The sequence below is a fragment of the Flavobacterium sp. GL_143 genome (assembly GCF_057834355.1).
Genome location: NZ_CM174401.1, coordinates 4,486,160 through 4,511,675, shown reverse-complemented (window position 1 = coordinate 4,511,675; position 25,516 = coordinate 4,486,160). Strand labels below are relative to the sequence as shown.

Sequence of the window (25,516 nt, the reverse complement as noted above, 5' to 3'; positions counted from 1 at the left end):
GAGATAAAGAAGGAAATCTTCTCTATCTCTTTTTATACTTATGCTAATTAGTCTGTAGTATAATTTTAGCAAGAAATGTATAAAACAATTTCTTAATTTGTACCAGCAGCACTTTTATCTACAAGAAATAATAATTCGCCAGAAACAGGTTTAATTAACTGCATTGGGTAAAGTGTAGGATTATATGTTCCTGTTGTAACTTCTTTTAATGCTGGTGCTTTTTTCTCTCCAAAAGCCACTACTACAATTTTTTCTGCTTTGTTTATTAATGGTGCAGTAAGTGTAATTCTGTGCATTTTTTGAGGTTCAAGGTAGTAGGCAGAAACCCATTTGTTTTGTTCCTCTAATACTGCTTGTCCAGGAAAAAGTGAAGCTGTATGTCCGTCGTCTCCCATTCCTAATAAAATAAGATCAAACTTTCCTTCATTTCCTAATACCTCTCTAATAGACTCTTCATAAGTAACTGCATAATCTTCTGGTGTTACGCCATCCTTATACATTTCAAATATATTAGCTTTCGGAATAGGAACGTGGCTTAATAATGCAGCATAAGACATTTTTGCATTACTAAGATCATCATTAAGAGGAACCCAACGCTCGTCACCCCAAAATATAAAAACTTTACTCCAGTCTATTTTAGTTTTATAATCATCAGAAGCTAATAATTTGTAAATCCCTGCAGGAGATGAACCTCCGGTAAGTACGACTGTAAATTTGCCTTTTCCCACAATTGCTTTCTGTGCAGCAGCTACAAATAAATCTGCAGCTACAGTATTAATTTCTTCTGTGTTATTATATATCTGTATCATCTAATACTTCTTCTTTTATTTTATTTTGTGAGTTTTGAATCCAAGCGTGTCCTTGGCGAGCCAATAATTCGTCAGCTTCTTCCGGTCCCCAGCTTCCAGCTTTGTAATTAGGGAAATTGGTTGGCGCTATAGTTTTCCATACTTGCTGTATGGTATCAATAGCATCCCAAGCTTGTTCTACCTGATCCCAACGCATAAATAGGGTAGGATCTCCTGCCAGAGCATCGGCAATTAAGGTTTCGTAAGCTTCTGGCGACATTGTAGAGCAGGAGAAATAATCAAATATCATTTCTGCTGGTTCTAATGAAAGGGACAGTCCAGGTTTTTTGGTCATAAACTGCAACTTGATATCCATTGCAGGCTGAATATTGATAATAAGCCTGTTTGGTGTCATACCTTCTTTTCCATACGAAAATGAAGAATGCGGAACTGGTTTAAACTGTATGATAATAGAAGACTGTTTTTCTTCCATTCTTTTTCCTGTGCGCAAATAGAACGGAATTCCCTGCCATCTCCAGTTGTCCAGATAAATTTTCATCGCTACATAGGTTTCCGTATTAGAATCTGGAGCAATTCCTTTATCCTGACGGTATCCCAGAACTGGATTTCCCTTTATAAAACCAGCATCGTATTGACCTCTTACAATATAATGATCAACCTCATCAGGTTTAATGCGTCGAATAGATTTTAAGACATCTGCTTTGCGGTTTCGGATATCGTCTGCTTCTAATGATGCTGGAGCTTCCATAGCTGTCATACATAGAATCTGAAGAAGATGGTTCTGAATCATATCTTTTAAAGCACCGACTCCTTCATAAAATCCACCACGTTCTTCTACACCAACTTCTTCGGCTACTGTAATTTGAACAAAATCGATAAAATTACGGCTCCATAAAGGTTCAAACATCGAATTTCCAAAACGGAAGGCAAGTATGTTTTGAACGGTTTCTTTACCTAAATAATGATCAATTCTGTAAATCTGTTCTTCCTTAAAAGTGTGCGAAAGCATTTCATTAAGCTCAATCGCTGAAGTTTTATCGTAACCAAAAGGTTTCTCAATAATGATACGATCCTGCTTAGCATTAGCCGCAAGGCCAATTTTCTTAATATTACTAGATATTGTAGTGATAAAAGAAGGAGTAATAGAAAGGTAAAAAAGACGGTTAGCGCGTTCTTCAAATGCCTGATCAATACTATTTATTCTTTCATTTAATCTTTGATACGATTCTTCTTTATCTATATCAAAACTTTGGTAGATTATGTGCGAAAGAAATTCTTGAGTTTCTAAATCAGAAAGTCCTTTCTTTCTTGAAAAAGTATTTAGATTTTCTAAGACATAGCTGCGAAAGTCTTCATTGCTTTTTTCTGCTCTTCCCAGAGCGATAATCTGAAACTTATCAGACATACGGCCGTCTAGGTACAGATTTTGAAATGCGGGAAAGAGTTTTCTCTTTGCCAAATCACCCGTTCCTCCAAAAATAACAATGATTGTTGGATTTATATTTTTGAACTTATTCATTTTAGTGTGTTGTGTTGCTTAAAGTTCTTTATTCAGACCATTGTGTATGGAAAACTCCTGTCGTATCAATACGCTCGTAGGTATGTGCTCCAAAATAATCACGTTGTGCCTGAATTAAATTTGTTGGAAGATTTTCTGATCTGTAGGCATCAAAATAAGCTAATGAATTCATTAGTCCAGCTACAGGCAATCCTTTTTGAACAGCAAATTGTACAACTGCTCTCATCCCAGATTGGTTTTCTGTTAGTTTTGAAGCGATTCCAGAATCTAAAAGTAAGTTTGGCAAATCATTCTTAGTTGCAAATGCTTTTCTAAAATCTTCCAGAGCATTAGCACGAATAATACAGCCACCTCGCCATATCTTGGCAACAGTTTCGAGATTTAATCCGTAATTGTATTCTTTAGAAGCAGTATGAAGTTGTGCTAATCCTTGCGCATAAGTAACTACAATAGAAAAATATAAAGCTGATTTTAATGCCGCAATTGCTTCACTTGTATTTACATCTGTTTCGGCAGCGTTCCAAGCTAGTTTAGTAGCGGCTTCAATTCTTTCCGGTTTAGTTTTAGACATATCACGCATAAAAACTGCTGCATCGATAGTAGGAACTGGCACTTGTAAATCCATTGCGTTTTGCGAAGTCCATTTTCCTGTTCCTTTAGATTTTGCCCAATCAGAAATTTTATTAATCAGCCTGCTTCCGTCAGTATCTTTTTCTTTCAGTATGTTTCCTGTAATTTCGATCAAGTACGATTTAAGATCGTTTGTTTGGTTCCATTCCTCAAAAGTTTTCTGAATCGTATCTTCATCCAGATTATAACCTCTTTTCATTAGGTCATAAATTTCAGAAATCAACTGCATGATTCCGTATTCGATTCCGTTGTGAACCATTTTTACATAATTACCCGCAGATCCGTTTCCTAAATATTCTACGCAAGGTTCTCCATCTACTTTTGCTGCAATAGCTTCAAAAATTGGGCGAAGTCTCTCGTATGCTTTCTGATCTCCTCCAGGCATCATAGCCGGACCAAATCTTGCGCCTTTTTCTCCACCAGAAATTCCCATTCCAAAGAAGTGAATTCCCTTAGCAGATAATTCTAAAAATCTTCTGTCTGTATCGGTAAAATAAGTGTTACCACCATCAATTATAATATCTCCTTGGTCTAAATGAGGTAATAAGCTTGCTATTGCGCTATCAACAGGTTTTCCTGCAGGAACCAATAACATAATAGCTCTAGGTTTTTGTATAAGCTCTACAAAATGCTTAACATCTGTAGTAGCTTCAATTGTATGGTCAGAATCTGCTTCTTGTTGAAGTGAATTAACTTTTTCAGTATCTAAATCTAAACCTGCTGCCGCAAAGTTATGGCTCGCAATATTCAAAAGTAAATTACGTCCCATTACACCGAGTCCTACGATTCCAAAATCAAATTTATTCATAGTTTTCAATTAACTAAAATTATTATAAAAATGCTTTTCCAAAAAAATGTAAGAAAAAAAACAGTAACGCTTTTTCATTCAGTTCTTTGCGAAAAACAAAGTTTGTTTTAATCTTATATTTTAAGATTTACAGCGCTAAGTTAGAGAAAAATGATGAAACACTATATTATTTACTATCCTCTTTAAGCCTTTATTATGTTACTTTTTATGTGATAAAATAAATTTTATTGTCGAAAGTCTTTAGCAAATACAAAAAAGCTCCATTAGAAATAATGGAGCTTTTTATGTTTAATATTTAATACATATGTTTTTTCTTTCAGACAAGGATTATAAATTTATGTAACTGACATTATAGATTACTTTCCTTTTAATAAATTGATACTTACTGTAGCTATATCAGCATCTGGAAATCGTTTAAAAATTGATTTATCCGGGAATAATCCTGCTTCGGCAGCAACATTATTAAAAACATCTATCTCAACAATATATTGGTCAGAAAAACCATGAGTGGCATCGTACGCTGTTGCAGGAGTTTTACCTAAATTACTGGCAGCAAGTTTTGGATTTATGGTATGTAATTCGATAAGTAGCAATCCAAATTTACGCACATACGGCGACCATTTTTGTAAATGTTCCAGAAGATTATCTTCTACAAGGTTATTACTGACTCTTTTTCCTCTATAGGCAAATGCACCTGTAGATTCACTAATCCTGTCTTTGCGAATGTGTTCCGGATCTTTCCAAATTCGATTATGATCTAGAAAAGTCCTTACGTTAAGTAAATCTTTCAGATCAATATTATAATTTTCTCTTAAATCATCTGAGAGCATATCCGGACGACCAATGTCTCCCCAAATTACCTTTGCCCAAATATCTGCTTTTATAAGATTGGCTCTGGTTACTTTCAGCGCAGCTTGATTATAATCTGCCCCAACGAGAAATAATGGGTATTCATCGAGCATTTTACCTCGCAAGGTTTGCCTGTCGATTACTTCAAAAATATGTTGCAGAAAAGCGCCATTACCACAACCCATATCCAGGATTCCTTTTGGTTGTTCTTTAATTGGCAAATTGAAAAGTTTAACTATAATCTCATCTACGACTTTAAAATAAGTGTCGTGAGCACCACCGCTGCCCCAAACATTCATTTCGCGATCAACGTGAATTTCATTTTCGCCGTCAGCGATCATTCTTAACGCGGCTGGGTCGCCAAAAATTAACTCTTCAATTTTTGCAAATGTTGGCAAGTAAGAAACTGTAACACCGTAGGCACTGGCTCTTTTTGCAAAAAACAAACCGTCTTCGGTAAATTGATAATTGCCATTTTTTTCCAGAAACCATCCAAGATGCACAAAAAAGTCTAATATTTTTTTGAAATTTTCAGGAGATTTATGAAATTCTTCTGGCTTAAAAGAAGTCTCCATGAAATATTTATGAAACATTCCTTTCATTGCCAAACGCACTATCGTAGGTCCAATTAAATAGCCTTCTATATGTTTTAAAATCTGGGTCTGAATACTATTTATCAGAGCATCACTAGAAGGTTCAATTCCGTAGTTTTTTTTATATTTTTCAAAAATAGCATTGAGTTTTTCAAACGGCACATCTTCAAATAGGCGAGGGTGGAACTGGATAGAAAACTGAAGTAAATCAACAACATCTTCGTAAAGATGAAACATCGAAAAAGCTATTGCTGTCTTTTCATTTACCGAAATTTTAATTTCCTGTTTTTGGTTATCGACTTCATAATCTAAGAAACCTTGAGAAGCCAAAATCCTTAAGCCTACATTTAGATAACCTTCATTTGCTTTAAAAGCGATTGCAAGTTCAGTTAGTTGTACTTGCTTTTTGTTCAGGATAAACTCTAAAACATCTTTATTTCTTAATGCGATCGCCACTGGTGCAACTGCTAAGCCGTCTAGATGTCTGAAAATGGAACCTCGGAGTAGTGATTTATCGGTCATAGTAAAAGGTTGATGGTTTGATAAAAATAGTCATTTTTTTTAACAGAGAACATATCTGTTTTAGCAAATCACACTAGCATGGTATATCGCGTTTGATTCGGTAAAAACACGGCTTGTTTTTGATAATAACACGGTTTGGAAACTGCTAAGATCTCTTATTATTGCTATCCGTTTAGAAAAAATCTTACACAACAGAAAAGTATCTATTAGTATTAACTATTTTATTTTTAGATATTTAAATACTTCATAATATTTTAATTAACATTTTTTTACAAAAAAAACAGTTAAAATTTTGGGACTAATTTTTTTCAATATACTTTTGTTCTATCAAATTAGTAGAATTTAAATTTAAATAAATATAAAGTATTTCATTTTTTGAATAAGAGTAAGTCATTTATCGATCTAGATGACATATCGTTGATAAAAATTCTTCAATCTCTAATTCACGCAAATTTTTAAAAAGATAGGTTTTCAATTTTAGAGTTGAAATCTTATAAAGACCAATTCAAATAATAGTAATCCAAAATAAATAAAAATGAAAAGACGAATGCAATGCAGATAAAAAAAAACCATTTCTGTTGCAGCAGAAATGGTGAAGCTTAAAGAAATTGTACATCTCTATAAGGAAGCGAGAATGGATTAAATCCGTTTTCGGCTCGCCTTATTTATTAAACTAAAACAAAGTAATGAAAAAAAAAATAAATAGATATGCATGGCTATGCATTTTGTTGATTTCCATAGGGGTTAGAGCACAAGAAACCAAGCCATTAATTCAATCCAAACTAGAAGGAAAAGTAATCGATGCTATTACAAAGGAGCCTATTATTGGTGCTTCGGTAAATATTAAAGGTACTACACACGGAGTTATAACAGATACTGAAGGGCAATTTCATTTTCAGACAGGACAAAAACTTCCTTATACGCTAATAGTAAGCTATATGGGATATAAAAAGACGGAAATTGTAGCTAATGGAAATTCAATAACTATTAATCTAACTGAAGAGCAGAATGTATTATCAGAGGTTGTAGTTACTGCACTGGGTATTACAAAAGAAAAGAAATCTTTAGGATATACCACTCAATCACTTAAGGGCAAAGAGTTGGCAGAAACAAAAGAAACCAATTTCCTGAATAGTCTTACTGGTAAATTAGCAGGAGTACGTATTACAAATTCGCAAGGAGACATGGGGTCTTCACGTATCATTATACGTGGTGAAACCTCTATATCTGGAAATAACCAGCCTCTATTTGTAGTAGATGGAATTCCGGTAGATAACTCACAGTTAAACGCTGGTGGAGCTACCCGCGATTTTAAAAATGCTATTGCCGATTTAAATCCGCAAGATATTGAATCATTAAGTGTACTAAAAGGACCTAATGCTGCAGCTCTTTACGGATCGCGTGCTGCACATGGTGTTGTACTTATAACTACAAAATCAGGAAAAGGACAAAAAGGATTGGGCGTAAGCTTCAGTTCGGGTATAACTATCTCTCAAGTTGCTACTTTACCTAAATTTCAGAATTCATTTGGACAAGGATCCAATGGGAAATTTAGTTATGTAGATGGGAAAGGTGGTGGAATTAATGATGGTGTTGATGAAAGTTGGGGACCTAAACTAGATGGTCGTCTTATTCCTCAGTTTTATTCAAATGGAGAAGCAGTGCCTTTTGTGGCTAATCCTGATAATGTAAAAGACTTTTTTAATACTGGTCTTACTTATGATAACAGTATTTCGGTAGCTAAATCTGATGAGAAATCAGATTTTCGATTAGGAGTAAATAATCAAAAACAATTAGGAACTGTGCCTAATAGTGAAATAAACAAAACAAACTTTACGGTTAATACTAATTATCAAATATCTAAGAATATAAAAGTAGGAGTAACGGCAAACTATATTGTTACAGATGCTCCAGCACTACCAGGTGGCCCATTTGGTAGCCGTGCTGCTGGTGTAATGCTACAGTTTCTTTGGTTCGGGCGTCAGGTAGATATCAATGAGCTTAGGAATAATAGAGATGTAAACTGGAACAACAGCTATTATAGCAATCCGTATTGGAATGCTTATTATAATACTACCAGCCAGCAGCGTAACCGCTTGATAGGAGATATTCACTTAGATGCAAAAATTGCCGATGGGCTTAATTTTAAATTCCGTACTGGAGTTGACTATTATAACGATCGTAGAAAATACGAGATTAAATATGGCACAAATGGAACTCCTTTTGGGTCGTATGCAGAAGATGCTTATACGGTAAACGAAAGAAACACTGAGGGTATCTTGCAATATACCAAAAAACTGAGCCAGGATTTTAGTTTAGATGCTCTTGCCGGATTTAATATCCGTAACCACAGCGATGCAAACAATTATCAGAAAGCACCTCGTCTGGCTGTACCTGATTTATATACATTGACAAACTCTCGAGATCCGTTAACTTCATCAAACACATTCTCAGAATTAAAAGTATATAGTGTATATGCTTCAGCACAATTTGGTTATAAAAATTATGCTTTTTTAAACGTAACTGCGCGTAATGACTGGTCATCGACATTACCAAGCAGTAACCGTTCTTATTTCTATCCTTCTATTAATGGTAGTTTTGTAGTATCTGATGCCTTTAATCTAAAAAGCAATACACTCGACTTTTTAAAACTTCGTGGTGGTTGGTCTGAAGTAGGTAATGATGCAGATCCGTATCAATTGGCTACAGTTTACACTTTCAAATCTGCATTCGACGGAAATCCAATTCAAACCTCTTCTCAAAAGAAACTTAATGAGAACTTAAAACCAGAAACAACTCGCTCTACAGAGATTGGTCTAGAATCTTCTTTCTGGAAAAACAGATTACATCTTGATGTTGCTTATTATAACACCAATAGTTTTGACCAGATTCTGGAGATAAAAACAACAACTGCAAGCGGTTATAATTCGCAATTAATTAATGCAGGTAAAATAAACAATCATGGTATAGAAATTCAATTGGATGGAAATCCTATTCAAACTAAAGATTTTAAGTGGAATGTAGGTGTAAATTATTCAAAGAATATAAGCAAGGTAGATGTTCTTGACTATGAAGGAAACATTCAAAACTACACAATTGGTTCTTCTGGTGGTGTCGATGTATTAGCATCTGTAGGGCAAGCCTATGGCGCACTTTACGGTACTGCTTATCAGCGTGACGCAAACGGAAATATTGTAGTAGGGGCTAATGGATTACCAAAAGCTGATCCGCAAAAGAAAGTATTAGGACATTATACTCCTGATTATTTAGGTGGTATTACAAACACATTAACTTACAAGAATCTTGAATTTTCATTCCTTGTTGATGCTAGTGTAGGTGGGGAGCTTTTTTCGGGAACTAACAGAACTGGTAATTATACTGGTGTGCTAGCTCAAACTCTCCCGGGTCGTGATGCTGCCAATGGTGGATTAAATTACTACTATGCAGGTAATAACAAAACCTTATTAACAGGTGCAGCACCAAATGGAGCAACTGTATATGATGATGGTGTTATCTTTAATGGTGTATATGCAGATGGAACTCCCAATACTCAGGTAATTAGTGCACAAGAGTATTACAAAGCATCATACAATATCAGCGAAGCTTATGTTTATAGTTCAACTTTTGTAAAATTAAGAGAAGTAAGACTTACTTACAATGTCAACAAAAATTTAATTAAGAAATTTGGATTACAAGGAGCTAGTATTACTGCAACAGGGCGTAATCTGTTCTTTATCTACAAAGACGTACCAAATATCGATCCTGAATCGGCTTTTAATACAGGAAACGGACAAGGGTTGGAGAGTTTAGCCTTGCCAACTACCAGAAGTTTTAGCCTTAATGTTAATCTTAAATTTTAAAAATACGAAATCATGCTAAAAAAACTATCATATATAACACTATTTGCATTGTCTCTGTTTTCATGCAGTGACAGCTTGGATGAAATTAATAAAAATCCAAATGCAACAGAAACTCCATTGGCGCCTTACTTATTAACAGGATCATTAAAACAAGGTGCTGATTTATATTGGGGGTCAATAAATAACTTTGACTCGTCTTTATTATTTGTTCAGCATTGGGCTAAAATCCAGTATACAGAACCTGACAGATATGATGTATCTAATACTTCTTTCACTTCTTTATGGGATACGGGATACGCAACCTTAATTACAGATTTAAATACGATTTTGAATTTCCCAAACCAACAAGCAAATTCAAATTATAAAGGGATTGCACTAACGCTGCGTTCATGGACGTTTTTATTGTTGACAGATGCTTACGGAAGCATTCCTTATAAAGAAGCTGGTCTAAAAGTAACACCTGCATATAATACTCAAAAGGAAGTATATACAGGATTACTAGAAGATTTAAAACAAGCTCAGTCCTTGCTAAATCCAACAAATGGAACTGTAATTGGTGATTTGGCTTATAAAGGAGATATTACTAAATGGAAAAAACTGGTAAATTCGCTTCGTTTGCGTATTGCGTTAAGAATTTCTGATAAAGAACCTGCTTTAGCTAAGCAAACTGCGATTGAGGCAACAACCGATGCAGCGGGATTAATTAGCAACAATAGTGAAATCTTTAAGTTTACTTACACGAGTTCGCCTCAGCAAAATCCAGCTTCAGCTTGGTTCGAAACTAGAGATGATTATCGTATTTCAAAAACATTGGTTGATAAGTTAAATGCATTATCAGATCCTCGTTTGCCTGTTTATGCTCAACTACCATCAGATGCAAGCGTAGGCAAATATGTTGGAGGTGCCAATGGATTATCCAACAGTGATGCTAATAGTCAGGGGTTTGCTAAAACTTCAAAACCAGGTACGTATTTCTTAACCTCGGCATCACCAGCAGTAATTGTTTCTTATTCCGAAGTACTATTTAATCTTGCTGAAGCTGTAGCACGTGGCTATATTCCTGGAGATGCAGAGCAATTTTATAAAAATGCAATCACGGCATCGTTCAATCAATTTGGTATTACCGATGCAACAATTATTTCTAATTATCTTAATCAGACAACGGTTAAATATGATGCAACAAATTATGCAAAATCGATAGGTACTCAAAAATGGATTGCATTTTATGGGCAGGGTCTTGATGCTTTTGTAGAGTGGAGGAGACTGGATTATCCAGTTTTAACAGCTGGTCCAGCTACAGTTTTGGACGGACAGATACCTTCGCGCTTTTTTTATCCAGGTACAGAACAATCGCTAAACGGAAATAGTTATAAAGCCGCAGTAACTGCTCAAGGAAAAGACTTGCTTACTACAAAACTATGGTTTGATGTGAAGTAAACAGAATTCCGAAAGAGATATTCAACTTTAAGAATATAAAAAAGCTAAATCGAAGGATTTAGCTTTTTTTATGTCTAATAAATGCGACACATTGAAGCTCTATTTCCCAATGATATAAGATTAAATTAAAAAACGCCTCAGTAACTACTTGATATTTTGCTAACTAACTGTTTATTTAATAAATTTTAACATATTGTGTATTCTATAATTTATTATTTTTGCAGAGTAGATTAGAGCAGTGATTCTTTTTTGTTAAACGACTATCTTTAAATGCATTTAAAATTTGCTTTTATGAAAATACTTTATTTAATTTTATTTCTTAATATCGGATTTTTTTCTACCTCCAATAATAACAATTTAACGACTACATCTGGTACTGAAGTCGAAAGATTTAATAGTCAGTTAAGTGATCTTAAATGCATGATAGATGGAAATCCTAAATTTAATCCTAAGGTTGCCTTTTTTATCGATATGAAGATTAAATCAGGCATGAACCGCTTTTTTGTGTATGATTTAGAGAATAATAAAATCATAGATAAAGGATTAGTAGCTCATGGATCAGGGTCAGAAACAGGGATTAATGGAGATTTAAAATTTAGTAACATGCCAAATTCTAAATCTACTTCTTTAGGAAAATATATAATAGGTAAGGACTACAAAGGAATGTTTGGAAAATCTTATAAATTATTTGGTTTAGAGGAAAGCAATAATAATGCCTATAAAAGAGCTATAGTATTACATTCCTATTCTGCTGTTCCTTATGAAGAGCAAGATTATTACATTAGTCACAGCCAAGGATGTCCTATGGTAAATGAAGTGTTTTTTAAGAGAATAGAAAAAATAATAGATACTTCTAAATCGAGTATTGTTTTAGATATTTATTATTAAATAAAATACTGATATAGTTACAATAAGTCTTAATTTAATCCGTCGGGTGTAATTTTTTAACACATAGAAACATAGGTCTTGTACGCAGAAAAAAGGCGTTTTACTTGTTTTAGACGCACATAGCTAGCTATGTGAAAGAAATATATTTCTTTTTGCACTCTTTTTTACACATAAAATCTATGTTTCTATGTGTTAATAATTTTTTCACGACCCGAGCGAAGTGAATAGACGTAGTAATTGTACCCAACGAGTTTAATTTATTAAAAAATATCAAACCAAAAAAACCTCCAAAATCATTTGATTTTGGAGGTTTTTTAGTTCTAAATATGAAAGTTTTTTTAAAATGCTTGCGTAAAACTAATAGTCATACGCGTGCCATTTTCTTTCACATAATTCATGTTATTAGACTGCCATTGAGAAATAACAGTATAGTAATCTTTATTAAATAGGTTTTCTACACCTAAACGAATCGTGCTTTTTTCTCTAAAAGTATAACTAGAAGAAAGATTGAAAGCTGTAAAAGATTTAATTGGACCAGTTCCATAAGTATAAGCCCCATTAGTAGGTTCAAATCTATCCCTGCCTGTTGTACTTGTCATTTGTAAAAAGACTGACCAGGATTCCAGAGGTCTAAAAACGGTATAAGCTGCTATTTTAGGTGGATTTATGCGATCACCTCCTAAATATACTTTTTTGTCTGTAAGTTCACGTTTTCCTTCCGTAAAAGAATAATTAGCTCCAACATCAACTTTTGGATGAAGACGATATTTTGCTGACAACTCAAAACCATAAATTTTTTCAGGTGAACGTGAAATTTGTGGATTACCATCGACATAAACATAAGAAGCTCCTAATTTTGAAGTACTATAATATAAAGCTCCTTCATAAGAAAGTTTAGCCACAGATCCGGAAAATCCAAATTCATAATTGTTAGCTGTAACTGCTTTTATCGAAGTATTGTTTACTGTGTTTTCTTTGGCGGCACGTAGGACCAGACCTAAATCGGCTACACTGAAACTTTGAGAAAAACTAACAAAAGGTTTAAACAACTTCCATTTTGTATAACGCAATCCTGCATTAAACATAAGTGCATTAAAATCTAATGCACCGCCATTTACTGCAATACCGCCACCTACATAAGTTCCGTTTACATAATTACGAATACTAATAGTTGTATAATCTGGTACATCGATGTTAACATTTTCGAGCCTTAAACCCGTTTTTAATACCAAGTTTGGTCCAAACATATTTTTAAGCTGAAAATAAGGTGCCAGGTTTGTCATATTCATTTCAGGAATTACCAGTCTTCCATCTGTAAGATGTGTATCCGTTACATCTGAAAGAATGTCTAATCCATAAGTTATATTCCCAGATATAAGAGAATTGAATTCATACGGTGTATTTAAATTTAAACGAAAACCGAATTTCTTACTTTGTGTAGCTGGTTGTCCATTATTCTCAAAAAAATCACTGTAGTTAATTAGTGTAAGGTAATCTTGGAAATAAAGAGTAGCATTAAGATCCGTTTTCCCAATAAAATTCTGTCCAATATAACTTAAACTTGCGTTATGATTATAAGGCGTGCCTTCGGGATCACCTGGTCGTTGTCCTTTAATTCCTGTAGTTGGTGAATCAAAATTGCCATAAACACCAGCTTTAGCTATATAATCAGTATGCTGAGTACTCTCGAAATAGTTATACATTAATTCTAGACGATTGTTTGAATTAAAATCATAGCCAATTTTCGCGAAAGCGTTCCAATTTCGAAGATCATTCATTCCATATTCTGGAGAAAGTACACGCCCTTTAGCATCACGATAAAGTCCAGTCTCTTCATAGCGACCGCTAACTACATAATCTAACTTCTTTACTTTTCCTGTAAAAAGCTGAGATACAAAGAAACCAGCTGTCCCTCCAGGCTTAATAAGTGAGAAAGCAGTTCCTGCCTCTGTTGATCCGCTTATTGCCTTGTCTGTACTAGCTTTTTTAGTGATATAATTAATTAAACCACCATCTGCACCGTTGCCATAAATAGCGGTTGCTCCTTTAATTACTTCAACACGATCTAATACTGTAGGGTCTAGTGAACGCATGTCTTTAGCACCATCTCTCAGAGGTGTAGATTGCGGAATACCATCTATCATTACCAATACTCGGCGGCCACGTAAAGTCTGTCCCAAATTTTGAGTTCTATTAGTTGTAAAACCCAAACCAGGTACCGATGCTCCTAAGATATCACTAAGATTAGAACTTATACTTAGCTGCTGTTGCAACTGTTTTTTAGACAATAAAGTTACCGAAGAGGGAACTTCATCCAAAATTTCTGCTCGTCTGGTTGCAGATATAACAATTTCTTGTAATTCGTTATTTGCTGCAGGCTTATCTGTTAAGATAGTATCTTGGCTTTTAGTATTTACCTTTTTATCTTTTTCGTTATTCGTATTTGTTTTGGAAATCTGTTGCGCAGAAAGTGTACCTATTGTAAAGAACACTAGAAGTAAAGTAGAAATTCGTTTCATCTTCTTATTTAGACTTGTTTTAAATAATTGCAAATATAGAAAATGAAACACGAAAACAAACGCTGTGCTAAAAAAAAATATTCACGATAGTTTGGGTTATCATTAGGGTAATCGAAAGGATTTATCCTAAGTTATGCTATAATTTTTTATTTAAGAAAATAGAGCAAGACGATAATCTGAGGATTTCGCTAAGCTATAAGTCAAGAAGAATAGGAAAGGGTAGAGGCAATGGAATAAATAGTTAAAAAATGCATCAACAAATCCTCTAATTAGTTTTTTATTCAGAATGAAACATACTAGAAATCTCTGATATTTGTTTATTCAGAATGGCTTTTGTAAAAGTTAAATTTGCTTTTGAAGAATCGGCAATTAAATAAATAAAGTAACTATTATTTTTTGAAATTTTTAAAAACTGATACTGATTCGTTAATGTTATAGTAATATCGTCTATGCTTTGATTCAGTTTTAGAAAATCATTAGCATTTAACTGAGCTCGAATCATTTCTAATGCAAATTTTGATGCTACTTCTATATTAAAGCTATCATTAATTTTTTTTGAATAATATAGATTTCCACTTTTCACATCAATAACACTCAAAGCTACAAATCCGGGCATTTCCCTAGATATATTTTCTCCGAATAATTTTAAAAAATCTGACATCTATAAAAATTTAAGAAGCAAATTTAATTTTTTTCTGCTTCAAATACTACAAAACCTTTTTTATTCTTCTAAATATTTATTAATCTAATAACTGAAAGGCTGAGTACATTAAACACATAAAAAACATAGTAAAATTACTTACAATTCACATCTTTGTTTTATTAATTTAAGAACGGCTTGAAATATAGTTAAATTCTTATGATTAATGTAATGCTGAAATTGTATTAAACTGTAAATCACATCAAGAGATAAATTATATTTATCTAACATTAAAAAAAATCACTAACGAATTATATACTAAATAATTAAAGAAATATTCAGATGAAATCTTACATTTTATTCTTTAAAAATTGAGGTATGCTGATTTTTTTTTGTAGCTTCGCAGCCCAAAAACACTAGCAATTGCGATGAAAGTGACATCCAAAAATTTGCTTTACAACTAATTTAAAAAATCTTTCTTTTTCATTCTCAAAAGATATGATATTTCTGCATTACTAAATCACTATAATAAATTACGGGATTTTAAATGTCAACCCGAGACAAATAAAACTTAACCTATGAAAAATCTAAAATTGTATTTTACACTATTTCTTTTATTTTTTATTACACCAATACTTTTTTCACAAGAAAATATTTTTGCTGGAATTGAAATTGGAAGTAAAGGAATTAAAATGTCAGTTATTGATGTTTACAACATTAAAAGAGGAGACTTCACCGTCAAATCATTTTGGACAGAAAATGTAGCTATAGCAAAAGGTATTTCTATAGATGGAAATATGGCACTAGTTGATATTGATAGAGCTATTGCAGTTATTACAGCTAACTACAACAAAATGAAGACGACTATGAAAGTCCCTGATGAAAACATTTTTATAGTAGGTTCTTCTGGAGTAGCCATGGCACAAAACACTCAAATTCTTACCGATAAAGTAAAAGCTGCCACTGGTAAAGATCTTGAGTATATTGAAGTACAAATGGAAGGAAAAATGCTTCTAAAAGGTTGTATTCCTCCTGTTGATTATAAAAATTCTATAATACTAGACATAGGTGGAGGTAATACTAAAGGTGGTTATGTAGATGTTAGTAACAATAACACTTTTGTATTTTTCCCATTATCCCTTAATTACGGCAGTGTAACTCTTACAGAAAGTGTAAAAAAAATAGCTCGTAGTCAAGATATTGATGAATTCAACTCTAAATCATTCAGCTTCTTGCCAATCTTAAGAGAGCAGGTAAATGCGATGTACAAGTCTAGCCCTCAGGCTTTAGATAAAGATAAAGTCTATTTGTCTGGTGGAGCTGTTTGGGCATTTTATACTTTGTATAAAGGTGCTACTAAAGAAACATACAATCAGTTTAAACTTGAAGATGTTATAAACTATGATGCTATCTTAAAAAACAATTTCAAAAAATTTGAGGATCTGGCAAAAACAGATAATGAAGTCAAAAAAGTACTAGAAACATACTCGCAAAAATACTTAATTTCAGGTAGTAATATCTTATTGGTTAGCTTGGAAGCCTTTCCTGATATTAACAATAAAAAATTGTATTTTGCAAAAGAAGGACAAATAGCATGGTTAATATCTTATATTGCTGATCGTTCTAAAAGAGTAAAAAAAATCTACTAAATACAACGAACTCATATTTAATGAGTTATTTACTAATACCCAAATAAATTGAAATTTTATGGATAAAATATGTCCAACCCCAATTGATAAAGAAGTTAAGTGGGATACTACCAAAACTATTGTAAGTAAGGCAGACTTGTACGGAACTTTAGAGTACGTAAACGACACTTTTTCAAAAGTTTCAGGATATGATGAATCTGAATTGGTAGGTCAGCCACATAATATTATCCGTCATCCCGATATGCCTAAAGTGATTTTTAAAGTCTTATGGGATAATATTAAGATGGGAAGAAAATTTCACGGTATCATTAAAAACTTAGCCAAATCTGGAGAATACTACTGGGTAATTACTGATTTTGATTATATAGTAAATGAAGATGCAAAAATCACGAAATATATTGCTCGCCGTAAAGCTATTTCGGCTGGAGTAATAGAAAAAATCGAAGATTTGTATAGGAAACTATCTAAAATCGAACAAGTAAGCGGAATAGAGGCAAGTGAAAAATACTTAACTGGTTATCTTGAAGATCATAATCTTGATTATGTAGAATTGATTACAAAATTGATGATGGATGATTTAAATGAACAAATTAAATTAGAGTCATCTACTGAGGAAATTGAAGAAACTAAAAAAAGTTTCTTTGGTAGGTTCTTTGGAAATTAGTACTTCTTTAAAGTACTCAAAAAAATATATGCCCCAACTAAATATTTTTGAAAATGCTTAACCGTTATTTAGGAAATTTTAAAAATTTCCCAAGAGAAATATGGATTCTTGCCCTAATTACTCTGGTAAATAGAATAGGAGCTGTAGTAGTTCCTTTTTTATCTAAATATTTTAAAGACGAATTAAACTTAAGTTACTCAGAAATTGGTTGGGTTATGGTTTGTTTTGGAATAGGATCTTTATTCGGAACTTTCTTCAGTGGAAAATTATCTGATATTTTTGGGGCATATAAGGTCATGGTTTTTAGCTTGTTTTCTAGTGGACTAATCCTTCTTTCACTGCAATTTGTAAAAACTTTTGAACTATTATGTCTTTCCATTTTTCTTTTAACGGCAATAGCAGATATGTACAGGCCTGCAATGATGGTAAGTCTAAATAGTTATGTAAATAACGATTCACGACTGCGTGCCTTATCATTATTAAGAATGGCAACCAATGTTGGTCTTGTCGTTGGTCCTGTTTTAGGAGGACTACTAATTATAAATTCAGAGTATAATACCTTGTTTATTGTAGATGGTTTAACTTCTATTATTTCTATAGTAATTTTTGTCTTTTTTGTAAAAGAAAAGAAGCTATTGTATAAGCTTGAAATGAATACTGTAAATCAGGATAAATTTGCACCGCTAAAAGATTTTCCTTTTGTAATGAATTGGATAATTGCTTTAGTAACAGGATATCTCTATTTTCAGGTTTTTTCTATTGTACCCATTTATCATAAAGAAGCATATCATTTAACAGAATTTGATAGCGGAATGTTCCTTGGTTTTAGCGGAGTTATATTTGTCTTATTTGAAATGGTGGTGGTAAATTTTGTTCAAAAGAATAAAATCACTGATCTGGTTGCTATAATGATAGGATTATTATTAATAGGAACTTCATATCTCATGCTGTTCTTAGTACATCAGGCATGGGTATTTTGGATATTTATGTTTTTAATGTCTTTTGGAAATATGCTAACTTTTGCTTTTGCAAGTGGTTTTGTTATGAATAGAAGCCATAAAAACCTAGAAGGGATATTTATGTCAACTTTTCAAATGAGTTATGGTTTTGCACATGTATTTAGTTCTAAAACAGGTTTGACAATTATTCAAAATTACGATTACAATACAAATTGGATGTTTAATTATATACTTGCATTTGCTACAGCTTTTATTACTTATTTAATTTATTTAGTGGTTAAAAAAGAGCAAAAAAAGGTAAAAGAAGACATTGTAGTTTCCTTTTTTAAGTAATAAAATACTTCTATTATCACTCATGATGAGCATGGCTACTATTTTGACCATGTAAATCCTCCTGGAACAGTGCTACCTATTTGCCGGTATGAAAGGGGAGTGTGATTTTACCTTTGACCGTCTGGGTATTAGCGTTCCTAATATACAAGATAAATTATAAAGTTATCTTAATCTTTTTGTTTGTAAAATATACTTTTTAGTATATTTGTAATCAAATTATAAAAGACAATGTTGACAAAGGCAGAAAGAACGAAACAATTTATACTCGAAACAGCAGTACCGTTATATAATGAAAAAGGTATTTCGGGAGTGAATATAGATGATATCCTTAATGCAACCAAGCTTACAAAGGGTTGTCTGTACGGTCACTTTGAAAATAAAGAAGATTTGTCTGAACAAGTGATCGACTTATCGCTTAAGATGGTTTCTGACAAAATTAGAACTGCCGTTTATAACGGAAAAACGATAAAAGGTAAGATATTTGCCTTCTTGGATTTTTATAAAAACCCTATTCAAACCTATATAAGTGGGGGATGTCCAATATTTAATACAGCTGTAGAAGCTGATGATAATTATCCTTTTATAAAAGAAAAAGTTGCCAAAGTTTTTAGAAACGGACAGGAAGAAATTACTGGTTTGCTTCAGGATGGAATCAATAATGGTGAGTTTTCGAATACTCTTGATCCTGTAGTTTTTGCTTTTAAATTGGTAGCTTCAGTAGAAGGAGGAATTGTAATGTGCAGGGTTATGGATACAGCAAAACCTATGCAAGGACTTATTAAAAGCTTAAAAGCCGAGCTGGAACAATATACATTATAATTTTTTTTCTAATAAAATAGACTAAAAAGTATATTTAAAAATAGACTAAAAAGTCTAAATGTTAAAAAAAAGTTTGTATTGCAAATAGAAAAACAAATAAAATAGAAAAATTAATTTAAAAAATTAAAGAATGAAAACATCAGGAAATACAGTATTTATCAGTGGAGGAAGCGCTGGAATAGGGTTGGCAATAGCGAAAAAACTAAATGTTGCTGGTAATAAAATAATCATTAATGGACGTAATGAAGAACGTTTGCAAATTGCCTTAAAACAATTGGATAATGCAGTTGGTATACAAGGTGATTTATCTATTGAAGCAGATAGAATTCGCATTGCAAAACAATTAAAAGAAAACTATCCTGAGGTAAATATCATAATCAATAATGCAGGGGCAGCTTTTAGTTATCTTTTAAATGAAACTTTAAACGCACACGAAAAAGCAGCTATAGAGATGAATACAAACTATTTGAGTGTAATTCATTTTACAGAACTTTTATTGCCACATCTACTACAAAAAACTGCAGCTGCAGTTGTAAATGTTTCATCAATTGCAGTTTTTGGCAGTCATAAATTAGTACCAACATATGGAGCTACCAAAGCAGCATTGCACAGTTATACAGTTGCTTTAAGATATACTTATGAAGAAGAGAAAAATCTTCAGATATACGAAGTTTATCCTCCATTGGTAAATACAGCGTTTTCAGCAGAAATAGGCGGAGTCAATGGTATCCCACCAGAAGAGGTTGCTGATGAATTATTATTAGCCTTAGAAAAAAATCAGTTTGATGTTCCGGTTGGTGATTCAAAGCAATTTTTTAAATAACTTTAGATATGAATATAAAAGGTAAAACGATATTAATTACGGGAGGAGCTTCAGGCATTGGTTTAGAATCTGCAAAACAGTTTTTAGCCGAAGGATTAAAGGTTATTATCACAGGTAGAAATCAGGTTAAACTAGATGCAGCAAAAAAAATGTTTCCGTCGTTGATAGTAATAAAAAGTGATGTTGAAAATCAAGATGATGCAGCAGCGCTTTTTGAGAAAGTGGCTTCTTTGGGCGGAATTGACATTTTGTACAATAATGCAGGGGTTGGAAGCCCGCCACTTAATCTGGGAATTGCAAATGAGCAAATTTTGAAGAATGCAATCTATGAAATGAACATCAATTATTTTGGTGTTATAAGATTGAATACTCTTTTTATAGACATGCTGAAATCAAGAAAAGAAAGTGCTATTATAAATACAACCTCTATTTTGAGTTTGGTACCCGCCTTAGAAGAGCCAAGTTATTCGGCAACTAAAACCGCTTTAAGCTTTTATACCAGAACACTAAGAAAGAACTTGGAGATATTAGAAAGTAATGTAAAAGTATTTGAGCTGCTTCCGCCTGTTGTAGCAACAGAGATGACTGCTCAAAGAAATGACAAGAAAATGACTCCCGAGCAATTAGTAAAATCACTTATTTCAGGAATAAAAAAAGATCAATTTACGATTCGGGTAGGAGATGCAAAATTATTATATTTCGTGAGTAGGTTTTTTCCAAAACTGGCTTTCAATTTGGTAAACCCTAAAAAAATATATGCAAGCTTAAAGTAATAATTAGAACTCTAAAATATTTAAAATGAAAGCATTTATAATTAATAAGTATAGTAAAAATGGAAGTTTGCAGCTAGCCGAAATGCCTATACCGCAAGTAAACGATAATGATGTTCTGATTGATATTTACGCAACAGGAGTAAATCTTTTAGACTCAAAAATAAAAACTGGAGAGTTTAAACTCATTTTACCATATAAGCTTCCGTTAATTTTAGGACATGATGTAGCAGGCGTAATTACTAAGGTTGGGAAAAGTGTGAAAAAGTTCAAAGTTGGAGATGAAGTTTATGCCAGACCAGCAGATTATAGGATAGGTACATTTGCAGAATTTATTGCTGTAGATGAAAGAGATGTTGCTCTGAAACCTAAAAACCTTTCTATGGAAGAAGCAGCATCTATTCCGCTAGTAGCATTGACGGCCTGGCAGGTTTTGGTAGAAAGAGGACAAATAAAAAAGGGACAAAAAGTATTTATTCAGGCAGGTTCAGGTGGAGTAGGTACTATTGCGATTCAGTTGGCAAAGCATTTGGGTGCTACAGTTGCAACTACAGCAAGCACTAAAAGTTTCGATTTGCTTACTACACTTGGAGCAAATTTTATTATTGATTATAAGAATAGTGACTTTGAAAACAGTTTAAGTAATTACGATCTTGTATTGAATAGTCAGAATCAAGAGACACTCGAAAAATCATTACATATATTAAAATCAGGAGGAAAACTTATTTCGATTTCAGGGCCTCCAACACCAGATTTTGCTAAAGAAATTAATGCACCATGGTTTGTAAAAATAGTATTATCATTGTTAAGTTTCGGTATTCGTAAAAAAGCGAAAAAGAAAAATGTAGATTATTCTTTTTTATTCATGAAAGCCGATGGTGAACAATTAAGCAGAATTACAACACTTATCGAAGCTGGAATAATTAAACCAGTTCTTGATAAAATCTTTTCTTTCGAAAAAACGAATGAAGCCTTAGCATATGTAGAAAGTGGACGCGCGAAAGGAAAGGTAGTCATCAAAATAAAATAAATATCAGAATCATATACTGGTTGAGTACCACAAAAAGACATAAAAAACCAATTCCTAAGAATTGGTTTTTTCAGATTATGACCACCCAGCTGATATTAAAAAAAGCAACTTTAATAAAAAGCATTATATCTTTATCACAATTTTCAGCAAACGATGACTAAAAAACAGGAGTCTTTTACAAAATTCTATTGGTTTCAAACTATTTTGCTTCTGTCAGATTCATAATCCAATTTGTTATTAAATCCTTTGCCTGTTCTATGTATTGAAATTTGTTTCCAAACATATTAACTCCTTTAATTCCCCAACCGTGATCCCCCTGAGGAAATATAAATAAACTTGAATCTATCCCATTGTTTCTAAGTGCTTCATAATACATTATGCTATTAATGGGAGAAACAATGGTATCGTCATTACTTGTCAATATCAATGTAGGCGGGGTATTTACAGACACTTGGTTTTCACAAGAAAATGCTTCGATATCCTCTATTGATGGTTGATTTCCTAAAAGATTTTCTCTGGTATTTATTTGTGTATTACTATTCATGGTAATAACCGGATAAAATAAAATGGAGAAGTCTGGGCAGTATTCCATACCATCTTTAGAGGATAAGGTAGAGACTAATGCTGCAAGATGTCCTCCGGCAGAAAACCCAGCTATACCTATTTTGTTATCATCTAAATTTAATGTTTTTGAATTTTTACGTACATAACGTATTGCCTCCTTAACATCATCGAGAGGAATTTCTTTATTTGCGTTTGGCATTCTATACTTTAATACGATTGCCATAATACCAATTGAGGATAACCATTCTGCAAAATCATATCCTTGAGGAGTAATTGCTAAACCTGCATAAGCACCTCCTGGACAAATAATAATTGCCCTTCCACTATTTAAGGAAGGGGCAGGAGAATAGATAATAATCTCCGCTTGTGTAATATTACTGATTTCAATAACCTCATTAGGATGCAAAATTTCATTACCGATTAAGCCACTATTTGTTGGCATATTGTTATTCCAGAGATTAACTCTTTTTATTGTTTCCATTTTTTATAATTACGTATTATTTATTTGCTAATGCAGCTCTTACTTTAGGTGCAATTTTTGTCCCGAATATTTCAATAGATTTCATGATATGACTATGAGAAGGTGCACCTACATCCATATGAGCTGTGAAACGAGTCATTCCGTATAGTTCATGTGAATACAATATTTTATCGATAGCTTGGTTTTCATCTCCTACAAAAAGGGCAGCTTCTCTTGATCTTCCATAATCAAATTGGTTTTGACTAAAAGGTGACCATCCTCTGGTTTTTCCTATCCTATCCATTTGAGCAGCATATAATGGGAAGTAATATTTTGCTATGTCATTAGCATCATTACCAAATAACGAATGAGAAAACATACCCACTTGAAATTTGGACATATCATGACCAAATGCTAAATAAGTCTCTTTATAAAACTCAAAAAGAGGTTTAAAGTTAATTAAAGGAGTTCCAGCTACAATTGCAAAAACTAATGGCAATCCTAAACGACCTGCACGTTCTACAGACGCGGGAGTTCCTCCAGCAGCAATCCATACTTTTAGGTTATTATTAACTGCTCTGGGAAGCACTTGCTGATCGTGTAAATCTGGGCGAAATTCTCCAGTCCAGGTAATCTTTTCTTCATTATTGATTCTAAGCAGCAAGTCTAATTTCTCCTCATACAAAAGGTTATAATCTTTTAGATCATAACCGAATAGAGGAAAAGATTCTATAAAACTTCCTCTGCCGGCCATCAATTCAGCTCTGCCATTAGAAAGCAAATCGACCAATGCAAAATTCTGATACAATTTAACGGGATCCGAAGAGCTTAAAACAGTCACAGAACTTGTCAATTTTATATTCTTTGTTACTATCGCTGCAGCAGCAAGTACAATCTCAGGACTTGATACTGCATATTCTTTTCGATGATGTTCCCCAATTCCCGCAAGATCTAAACCCACTTCATCAGCAAGTTTTATTTCTTCAATTAATTCTTGTAAGCGCACTTGCGCAGATTGTATTTTGCCAGTAGTAGGGTTAACATGTAAGTCCCCAAAAAGGCTAATTCCTAATTCCATATAAAGTATTATTATTTTTAAAAATGCTGTTAAGTAAGATTTATTACTGTATTATCCTCTTTTTTGTTTCCATACCTCTAAGTAATCATACGTTAGATATGCTTCGGAATTAAAGGCGCCCCAAGCTCCTTTTTCGATGGCAAGATTTACTTCTCGTAATTGAGATGGAGCAAATCTGAGTGTGATTAAATGTCCAAGACCAACCAATACATTCCAACTCAGAACTTCTACATTAGGAGAAGGGAAAATTTCCCAGAATTTGTTATCCTCCAAAATCTCAGAAATGCTATCGAGATTTTTGTCTTGTTGATGCTTTAAGATGTAGCTAACTACTATTTTATTATTTTCTTCCATTATTATTACTATTATTATTTTTAAATATCACTTATTAGAACGATCGTTCTATTTTAAATCAAAAAAATATGGAGATTGTTTTTCTCCATTAAATAAGCTAATATGCTTTGATTATTAATTACATAAATATCATTTTAAACTTTCCAAAATACGTTCTGCCATTGCTTCGACCATGATTCTATCATTAAATAAAGACTGCATTTGCCAAAGTCCTGCAAAGCTTCCAACAATAAATTGAGCCGATTTTAATGCATTTTTTTCTGTTGAAATCTCACCAGCTTCCTGTGCTTTTATAATAAGATTTTCAAAAATTACAATTAGTCTTTGAGTGTGTTGTCTTAGTAAATCTCTCATGCTTTGATCTAGCGGAGCTAACTCAAATGAGGATTTAACAATCATACAAATTTTCTCCTTTTCAAACGAACGTTCAATTGCTTTTGATATAATGCCTTCTATGGCTTTTTTGGGTGATTTTTCTAATTGAACAATGCTATTAAATTCACCATATGTTTCGATTGCATAGCTTTCAAGACTTTGAATAAACAACTCATGTTTATCTCCATAAGTGTCATACATACTTCTTCTATTAACTTGCATTTGGTCTACCAAATCCTGTATAGAAGTTACATGATATCCTTTTTTCCAAAAAAGATCTCTAGCTTTTACTAGTTTTTCTACTGGGTTGAATTGTTTATTTCTTGACATAATGTGGCAAAGTTATGTAATTAGAACGACTATTCTAATATAAATTAAAAATATTTAGCGCTTCCCAGCTAGCATTGATTCTGTTTATAATTTTAAGCAGAACTTCTCTCAATACTGTTACTGGTTTTAAGAGCTAATTTGTCAATTACTTATGCTTTAATAAAGCTCTCATGAAGGACTTTTTTGGCATCATTTAAAAATGAAAAATAGAAGATGATAATTGCTTTTTTTAAA

Annotated in this window: 20 protein-coding genes; 10 read left to right on the top strand and 10 right to left on the bottom strand. The window is 32.9% G+C overall.

Going from position 1 to position 25,516, the window contains the following annotated elements:
• Positions 1-92 precede the first annotated feature (92 nt).
• From pgl to AC3IPI_RS18970, 4 genes are all read right to left on the bottom strand, one after another.
• A complete protein-coding gene (gene pgl, locus AC3IPI_RS18985; protein ID WP_489154910.1) occupies positions 93-809 on the bottom strand; it encodes a 6-phosphogluconolactonase in 717 nt (238 codons plus the stop codon).
• The gene (gene zwf / locus AC3IPI_RS18980; protein ID WP_489154908.1) at positions 793-2,328 is read right to left on the bottom strand and encodes a glucose-6-phosphate dehydrogenase; all 1,536 of its coding nucleotides are present in this window, start codon (positions 2,326-2,328) and stop codon (positions 793-795) included. Before zwf ends, pgl begins: the two co-directional genes overlap by 17 nt.
• A gap of 28 nt (positions 2,329-2,356) precedes the next feature.
• Complete coding sequence (gene gndA / locus AC3IPI_RS18975; protein WP_039112052.1) at positions 2,357-3,766, bottom strand: NADP-dependent phosphogluconate dehydrogenase; 1,410 nt, start codon at positions 3,764-3,766, stop codon at positions 2,357-2,359.
• Positions 3,767-4,122: 356 nt separating this feature from the next.
• Entirely contained in the window at positions 4,123-5,730 is a 1,608-nt protein-coding gene (locus AC3IPI_RS18970) for a class I SAM-dependent methyltransferase (RefSeq protein WP_489154906.1), read from the bottom strand.
• Between the two features lie 686 nt (positions 5,731-6,416).
• Between AC3IPI_RS18970 and AC3IPI_RS18965 the strand changes: the two genes are divergently transcribed.
• From AC3IPI_RS18965 to AC3IPI_RS18955, 3 genes are all read left to right on the top strand, one after another.
• A complete protein-coding gene (locus tag AC3IPI_RS18965; RefSeq protein ID WP_489154904.1) occupies positions 6,417-9,590 on the top strand; it encodes a SusC/RagA family TonB-linked outer membrane protein in 3,174 nt (1,057 codons plus the stop codon).
• Positions 9,591-9,602: 12 nt separating this feature from the next.
• Complete coding sequence (locus tag AC3IPI_RS18960) at positions 9,603-11,027, top strand: SusD/RagB family nutrient-binding outer membrane lipoprotein (RefSeq protein ID WP_039112049.1); 1,425 nt, start codon at positions 9,603-9,605, stop codon at positions 11,025-11,027.
• A gap of 291 nt (positions 11,028-11,318) precedes the next feature.
• Positions 11,319-11,915, top strand: coding sequence for a murein L,D-transpeptidase catalytic domain-containing protein (locus AC3IPI_RS18955; protein WP_323489596.1), 597 nt, complete (start codon positions 11,319-11,321; stop codon positions 11,913-11,915).
• A 338-nt stretch (positions 11,916-12,253) separates the two neighbouring features.
• Here the strand turns inward: AC3IPI_RS18955 and AC3IPI_RS18950 are convergent, their stop codons facing one another.
• Both AC3IPI_RS18950 and AC3IPI_RS18945 read right to left on the bottom strand, forming a co-directional pair.
• A complete protein-coding gene (locus tag AC3IPI_RS18950) occupies positions 12,254-14,434 on the bottom strand; it encodes a TonB-dependent receptor (RefSeq protein ID WP_489154901.1) in 2,181 nt (726 codons plus the stop codon).
• Between the two features lie 277 nt (positions 14,435-14,711).
• Complete coding sequence (locus tag AC3IPI_RS18945) at positions 14,712-15,095, bottom strand: hypothetical protein (protein ID WP_039118225.1); 384 nt, start codon at positions 15,093-15,095, stop codon at positions 14,712-14,714.
• A gap of 557 nt (positions 15,096-15,652) precedes the next feature.
• Here AC3IPI_RS18945 and AC3IPI_RS18940 point away from each other — a divergent pair.
• The 7 genes from AC3IPI_RS18940 (at position 15,653) to AC3IPI_RS18910 (ending at position 22,121) form a co-directional block, all read left to right on the top strand.
• A complete protein-coding gene (locus AC3IPI_RS18940) occupies positions 15,653-16,723 on the top strand; it encodes a Ppx/GppA phosphatase family protein (RefSeq protein ID WP_086895042.1) in 1,071 nt (356 codons plus the stop codon).
• Positions 16,724-16,781: 58 nt separating this feature from the next.
• Positions 16,782-17,387: a PAS domain-containing protein gene (locus tag AC3IPI_RS18935; RefSeq protein WP_489154898.1), complete on the top strand. Its 606-nt coding sequence runs from the start codon at positions 16,782-16,784 to the stop codon at positions 17,385-17,387.
• A gap of 53 nt (positions 17,388-17,440) precedes the next feature.
• Positions 17,441-18,679 carry an MFS transporter gene (locus AC3IPI_RS18930; RefSeq protein ID WP_489154896.1) on the top strand — a complete coding sequence of 413 codons (1,239 nt, stop codon included), beginning with the start codon at positions 17,441-17,443 and terminating at the stop codon, positions 18,677-18,679.
• A gap of 228 nt (positions 18,680-18,907) precedes the next feature.
• Positions 18,908-19,498 (top strand): TetR/AcrR family transcriptional regulator, encoded by a 591-nt coding sequence (locus AC3IPI_RS18925; RefSeq protein WP_489154894.1) that lies wholly within the window; start codon positions 18,908-18,910, stop codon positions 19,496-19,498.
• Between the two features lie 130 nt (positions 19,499-19,628).
• Positions 19,629-20,321, top strand: a complete 693-nt coding sequence (locus tag AC3IPI_RS18920; RefSeq protein ID WP_489154892.1) for an SDR family oxidoreductase — start codon at positions 19,629-19,631, stop codon at positions 20,319-20,321.
• A gap of 8 nt (positions 20,322-20,329) precedes the next feature.
• Positions 20,330-21,094 (top strand): SDR family oxidoreductase, encoded by a 765-nt coding sequence (locus tag AC3IPI_RS18915; protein ID WP_489154890.1) that lies wholly within the window; start codon positions 20,330-20,332, stop codon positions 21,092-21,094.
• A 25-nt stretch (positions 21,095-21,119) separates the two neighbouring features.
• Positions 21,120-22,121: an NADP-dependent oxidoreductase gene (locus AC3IPI_RS18910; RefSeq protein WP_489154888.1), complete on the top strand. Its 1,002-nt coding sequence runs from the start codon at positions 21,120-21,122 to the stop codon at positions 22,119-22,121.
• A 199-nt stretch (positions 22,122-22,320) separates the two neighbouring features.
• Here the strand turns inward: AC3IPI_RS18910 and AC3IPI_RS18905 are convergent, their stop codons facing one another.
• The 4 genes from AC3IPI_RS18905 to AC3IPI_RS18890 all read right to left on the bottom strand — a co-directional run bounded on the left by AC3IPI_RS18905 (position 22,321) and on the right by AC3IPI_RS18890 (position 25,282).
• A complete protein-coding gene (locus tag AC3IPI_RS18905; RefSeq protein WP_489154886.1) occupies positions 22,321-23,166 on the bottom strand; it encodes an alpha/beta hydrolase in 846 nt (281 codons plus the stop codon).
• Positions 23,167-23,182: 16 nt separating this feature from the next.
• Positions 23,183-24,223, bottom strand: a complete 1,041-nt coding sequence (locus AC3IPI_RS18900; protein ID WP_489154884.1) for an LLM class flavin-dependent oxidoreductase — start codon at positions 24,221-24,223, stop codon at positions 23,183-23,185.
• 51 nt (positions 24,224-24,274) lie between these two features.
• On the bottom strand, positions 24,275-24,577 hold the full coding sequence (locus AC3IPI_RS18895; RefSeq protein ID WP_489154882.1) for a hypothetical protein: 303 nt from the start codon (positions 24,575-24,577) through the stop codon (positions 24,275-24,277).
• Positions 24,578-24,706: 129 nt separating this feature from the next.
• Positions 24,707-25,282, bottom strand: coding sequence for a TetR/AcrR family transcriptional regulator (locus AC3IPI_RS18890; RefSeq protein WP_489154880.1), 576 nt, complete (start codon positions 25,280-25,282; stop codon positions 24,707-24,709).
• Between the last annotated feature and the right edge of the window lie 234 nt (positions 25,283-25,516).